3 protein-coding genes are annotated in these 2,487 nt (G+C 55.2%); 2 read left to right on the top strand and 1 reads right to left on the bottom strand.

The genetic code is table 11. From position 1 onward, the window contains the following. Both AC6F7T_RS01710 and AC6F7T_RS01705 read left to right on the top strand, forming a co-directional pair. A partial coding sequence (locus AC6F7T_RS01710; RefSeq protein ID WP_500716243.1) for a PEP-CTERM sorting domain-containing protein occupies positions 1-1,124 on the top strand: 1,124 nt, incomplete at its 5' end. Beyond that, on the top strand, positions 1,117-1,740 hold the full coding sequence (locus AC6F7T_RS01705; RefSeq protein ID WP_500716242.1) for a peptidoglycan-binding protein: 624 nt from the start codon (positions 1,117-1,119) through the stop codon (positions 1,738-1,740). The genes AC6F7T_RS01710 and AC6F7T_RS01705, both read left to right, overlap by 8 nt. 238 nt (positions 1,741-1,978) lie before the next feature. Here the strand turns inward: AC6F7T_RS01705 and AC6F7T_RS01700 are convergent. Beyond that, positions 1,979-2,487, bottom strand: a 509-nt coding sequence (locus tag AC6F7T_RS01700; RefSeq protein WP_500716241.1) for an oxidoreductase, incomplete at its 5' end; no start/stop codon positions are given.

Genomic DNA, 2,487 nt, shown 5'->3' with positions numbered 1-2,487 from the left:
TACAAACCCAGTCACCAAAGATCGAAGCGTACATCAGCGCCATCATGCAACTGTCAGGCTCAATCGATGCGCAGGCCTGCGCGTTGACCTTTGGTTGCGCGAACTCAGGATCTATGGCCCTGCCAACCATCGACCTTGATCAACGTATACTGTCCATCGATCCGAACAGCCTGAAGGTGCTGGATGGCATCATGCCCGACGGCAAGGCCTTCGCTGAAATTCCTATCCTCAATCAGAGCCTGACACTTGAGGGGGGCATCACGACCACGGTTCCACCTGTGCCCGGTTTCATGTTGACCGGCCCTGGCTTTACCATTGGTACCTTGCCCTCCCCAGCGGTCACTGTCGAGCTGGCGGAGATGACCGTATACGTCCCGGATATTGCCACCACCGGCACGGGCTCCGGAGAAAATGTCACCTCCAACGGCCGGGATGATCTGTTGTCGTTGCAGCTCGACCTCGACGGTGCCGCAACGATGTTTGCCGGTTTGCCGCCCACCGGCATGAATTTTCATCTCATCAATGCCGGATCATTACAGTTATCTGCTTCCCTCGATCTGATTGATGTTAAGGCCGGCCCGGTACTGGGTGTCACGCAAGACTTCGAGTTCACACCGACACTCATGGCCGACATCGCATTCAGCAATCCTGTCGAAATTTACGGCCAGTCCGGCTTCCACAACAACTGGAGCGGGCTCTGGAGCGAGCTGCCGCAATTCGCCATTAATGAAACCACCACGTTTACGCCCTCATTCTGGCTGGACGCCACCCTGACAAATGACATAGGGCTGGACCTGGGCCTGGTTGGTACATTGGATCTGCTGAAACTGGGTGCTACTGCCTCTTTGGGGGGATTAGATCTGCTGAACTTCAACCCGTTAAGTCTCAATCATATACTTGGCATAGGCAATACGCTGTTTGAAACATCAAAGGTGGGCTTCTCCGTCTATGACACAACGTTCAATTTATTCGGCTTCGACAGCATTCTCGGAACACCCTTTACCCTGTACGTTGCGGTACCGGAACCGGGGACCTTTGGCCTGATGCTTGTGGGGCTGGTGGCCTTGCAGTTAAGACGCCGGCAGCGTGCCGGCATCCGCAAAAAAGGTGAACATTGTGCATAACAATCGACCCAGCAAGCTCATGGCCTTTATTTTTACATTGGTGCTGCTTCTTTCCGCGGCAAAAGCCTACACGGCAGACGGAGAAGGCCAATTTGCTGTCCGGGGAGCCGGACTGATCAGCTGCGCGCTTTATACCCAGGAGCGGGTCGCGCGCAGCGAAGTCTACCTGGTGGCGGCGGCATGGGTCGATGGATACATCACAGGGATCAATCAGCATGCTTCACAGACCTATGATCTCATGTCGTTTGAAAACACTGAACTACTGATGGCAATACTGGATAATCATTGCAAGACTAATCCCTCAGATCCCGTATTCGGTGTGCTGGTGAACTTGTTTAAGAAACTGTGGCCGGACCGCCTCATTGACAAATCGGACAAGACGACCATTGCGATTGGAGAAAGGGAAGCACGACATTACGTCGAGTCAATCGGACGCGTCCAGAACAGATTGCAGGCAGCAGGATTTTATAAGGGCCCGCGCAATAACGAGTACAGCCCGCAAACCATGGAGGCGATGAAGAAATTTCAGACATCTATCGGCTTCGAACCGACCGGGTTTCCTGACCAACTGACACTGTGGCGGCTGATGCGAAGCGAAGCCGAACTGGATAAATAAAACAACCAGATCGCGCCAACGGCATGGATTTCGACATCTTCCGGAAGAAAGGATGACCGCGGCAAGGCATATGGTAGCGCATGTTGGATCAAGCTTTGGGTAATTCCGCTGTAAGCGTTTCGGCAGTTCGATTCTGTCTCCAGGCACCAGAAAAATCATAGGGTTACGGCTTAAAGCTGTAGCCCTTTTTTTGCTGGGAAATCCACCGCCGCGCGCCCCTTGAAGGAAGTGTACCTGCTTATTTTCTTGCCCGCTCATACTGCACCGGCCAGAGGTGCTCCGCCTTCAGGATCCGCGCAGCGTCCAGAGGCCAGTGGGGATTGCGCAGTAACTCGCGGCCCAGCAGCACCAGGTCGGCAACGCCCGTCGCAATGATCTGCTCTGCCTGCTCGGCAGCGGTAATCAGCCCGACTGCGCCGGTGGCGATATCCACCTCTCGGCGGACAGTCGCGGCAAAGGGGGTCTGGAATCCCGGTGCTGCAGGAATCACCGCATCGGGGGTCAATCCGCCGGAAGAGCAGTCGATCAGATCGATTTCCAGGCGCCTGAGCTGTCGACACAATTCCAGCGATTGGGCCAGATCCCATCCACCTTCGATCCAGTCGGTCGCGGAGATGCGGACAAACACCGGCAGATCTTCCGGCCAGGTCGCTCTCACCCGCTGCGCTACCTCCAAAGGGAAGCGCAGGCGATTATTGAGACTTCCACCAAAATTGTCGGTGCGCCGGTTGGTCAGTGGAGAAAGAA

Source organism: Pelovirga sp. (assembly GCF_059864205.1).
The sequence above is the reverse complement of the archived record's forward strand: the minus strand, read 5'-3'. Positions and strand labels throughout refer to the sequence as shown.